General features: G+C 69.7%; 3 protein-coding genes and 1 pseudogene. 2 read left to right on the forward strand and 2 right to left on the reverse strand.

Features of this window, described 5'->3' with window-relative positions:
- Both OO54_RS40715 and OO54_RS42150 read left to right on the forward strand, forming a co-directional pair.
- Window positions 1-519: LUD domain-containing protein (locus OO54_RS40715; RefSeq protein WP_033212715.1), on the forward strand; the 519-nt coding region annotated here is incomplete at its 5' end.
- Window positions 516-1,176: pseudogene (locus tag OO54_RS42150) on the forward strand (LutC/YkgG family protein). The gene OO54_RS40715 and the pseudogene OO54_RS42150, both read left to right, overlap by 4 nt.
- Window positions 1,177-1,332: 156 nt before the next feature.
- Here the strand turns inward: OO54_RS42150 and OO54_RS40725 are convergent.
- Both OO54_RS40725 and OO54_RS40730 read right to left on the reverse strand, forming a co-directional pair.
- The gene (locus tag OO54_RS40725) at window positions 1,333-1,911 is read right to left on the reverse strand and encodes a TetR/AcrR family transcriptional regulator (RefSeq protein WP_033212718.1); all 579 of its coding nucleotides are present in this window, start codon (window positions 1,909-1,911) and stop codon (window positions 1,333-1,335) included.
- A gap of 65 nt (window positions 1,912-1,976) precedes the next feature.
- The coding region (locus OO54_RS40730; protein WP_483414696.1) for a Rossmann-fold NAD(P)-binding domain-containing protein at window positions 1,977-2,541 on the reverse strand (565 nt) is incomplete at its 5' end.

The following is a 2,541-nucleotide window of genomic DNA, read 5'->3' on the forward strand; positions in this document are numbered from 1 at the left end:
GAGCTCGCGGAGGCGGCCCGGCTGCACCTGCGGGAGAAGTTCCTGCGGGCCAAGGTCGGGATCTCCGGGGCGAACTTCATGGTCGCCGAGACCGGCACCACCGACGACGACGGCCCTTCGGCGTTCCATCTCGTGCTCCTCGACAACGGCCGCACCGACGACATCGCCGACGACATCGGCCGGCAGGCGCTGCGCTGCATCCGCTGCTCGGCCTGCCTCAACGTCTGCCTCGTCTACGAGCGGGCCGGCGGCCACGCGTACGGCTCCGTCCACCCCGGCCCGATCGGCGCCATCCTCACCCCGCAGCTGCGCGGCACCGCGAGCGAGATCGACGCCTCCCTGCCGTACGCCTCCTCGCTCTGCGGCGCCTCGAGCCACCTCACTGACCCGCAAGCTCCACCCCTCCCGCCTGCCCGGCCCGGGCGCGCCTGGACCGACAGCCGCGATCTGCCGACAATCCCCTCCCAGTCCTTCCGCACCTGGTGGAAGCAGCAGCGAGACGGAAAGGACACTCCGTGAACAGCCGGGAACTGACCCTCACCCGCATCCGCCAGGCACTGGGCGACCGCCCCCACAACGGCGCCGGCCACGAACCCGCCGTCGCCCGCGACTACGCGCACGAACACGGAAACCGGACTCATGAGGAGACCGTCGACCTTCTGGTGGAGACGCTGCAGGACTACCGCGCCGTCGTCCACCGCACCACCAACGCCCGGGTGCCGGAGCCTCCTGGCCCGCCTTCTCAAACAGCGGGGATCATCCAAGGTTGTCGTCCCGGGCGGACTGCCCGATGACGTCCTCGCTGCGGTCGACGCCGAGGTGTGCCATGAGCAGGAAGGGCTCACCGCAACCGACCTCGATGCCTTCGACAGCGTGACCACAGGATGCGCACTCCGTGACCACAGGATGCGCACTCGCCGTCGCCGAGACCGGCACGATCGTTCTTGATGCCGGCCCCGACCAAGGACGACGGCAGATCACCCTCGTACCCGACCACCACATCTGCCTCGTCCACACACGCCAGGTCGTCGGCTCCGTCCCCAAGCCATCGAACGCCTCTCCCCCACCCGTCCCATGACATGGATCTCCGGCCCCTCCGCCAGCAGCGACATCGAACTCGACCGGGTCGAAGGCGTCCACGGGCAAGGAGGACTCGACGTGGTGATCGTCTCGTAGTCGGCCGGCTGAGCGCTTGGGCGTACAGGCCGCAGCCTGCAGTCGTTGCCGCAACCTGCAGTCGTTGGGGCGGGCAGCCGTCTCCTGCCGGCGTTCGGACTGCCCACGCCGGCGGAGGGCACCCGGAGCACCCCGGCTGGTGTACGGGCGATGCCCTCACGGGTGTTGCGGCGTGGCACGCAGCCCTTCGAGGAGTGCGGCCAAGTAGCGGTGTGCGTTGTCGAGCCGGTCGGCGGGGGTGCCGCCATGGACGTTGACGGCGTAGGCGATGCCGCACATGAGCGGGACGAGGTCGGTGGCGGCCAGGTCACGTCGAACCGCCCCGGCGTCGCGTGCCCGGTCGAGGAGTGCGGTGCCGACCGACTGAAGCGTCTCTTTGAGTTCCGTGGTGCGTGGCAAGGTGTCGGTGGCTGCGGCGGCGACCGGGGCCAGGGACGCGTCGGTGACCTGTGCTTCGACAGTGCGGAACAAGAAGGCTTCGAGCGCGTGCCAGGGGTCGGTGTCGGCCAGCGCCTGCCGACCGTGAGCGGTCAGGGCTTCCAGGCAGGGGGCGGCGATGGTCTCCAGCAGCGCCTCGGGGGTGGCGAAGTGGCGGTAGACGGTGCCGACTCCGAGTCCGGCGCGGCTGGCGACGTCGTTCAGTTGCAGGGGTGTGCCCTGGTCGACGAGGGCACGGGCGACAGCGACGATGCGGTCCCAGTTGCGGGCCGCGTCCTTGCGAAGGGGCGTCGTCATGGGGACATGCTAATCGGATGGCTCATCCGGATGATGTCGCCGCTGGTACCCGTGCCTATGGCGGGTCAGGTTGTCGTGAGGGGTGCGTGCCGTTCACTGAGCCGGCGCACGTCCTGGGCGACGCGGGGGTCGGTGGCTGCGCGCAGAGGTTTCACCGGGTGGGTCCGGGCTCCGATGACGATGCCGGTCCGGCCCGTAAGGGTGGCGTCGGTGGCGGCGACGATCGAGGGCCGGGCAGCCAGGGACGCCGGACCCGAAGTAGAGCGTTCGAACTTGCGGCGTACCAGCGGCCACAGCAGCCGCAGGGCTGGTGAGACGATCTTCGGGTCGGTCATGGTGCCGTTGGTCATGTCGGTTGCGGCGCCTCCGGGGTCGGCGGCGAAGACAGAGACGGCCGTGCCTTGGAGTCGGGTGGCAAGGTCGAGCGTGTAGGCGAGGTTGGCGAGCTTGGCGCGGGCGTACCAGTGGAAGCCGTAGTAGCCGCCGGGCGGCTCGACGGTATCGAAGGACCGCTTCGCAAGCCCGACTGCACTAGGGCGTGTTTTGGAAGTAGGTTTCGCCGCTCGCCCTGTGCCGTGATGATCGCGGTGTGGGGCGAGGGGATCTTTCTGACGAGCAGTGGGCCGTGCT

The organism is Streptomyces wedmorensis, assembly GCF_000716445.1.
In the GTDB taxonomy this organism is placed as follows: Bacteria; Actinomycetota; Actinomycetes; order Streptomycetales; family Streptomycetaceae; genus Streptomyces; species Streptomyces wedmorensis.

What these genes read in the sequence shown, in the direction of transcription:
- OO54_RS40725 (WP_033212718.1), bottom strand. Translation starts at nt 1,911, where the DNA reads ATGACGACGCCCCTTCGCAAGGACGCGGCCCGCAACTGGGACCGCATC.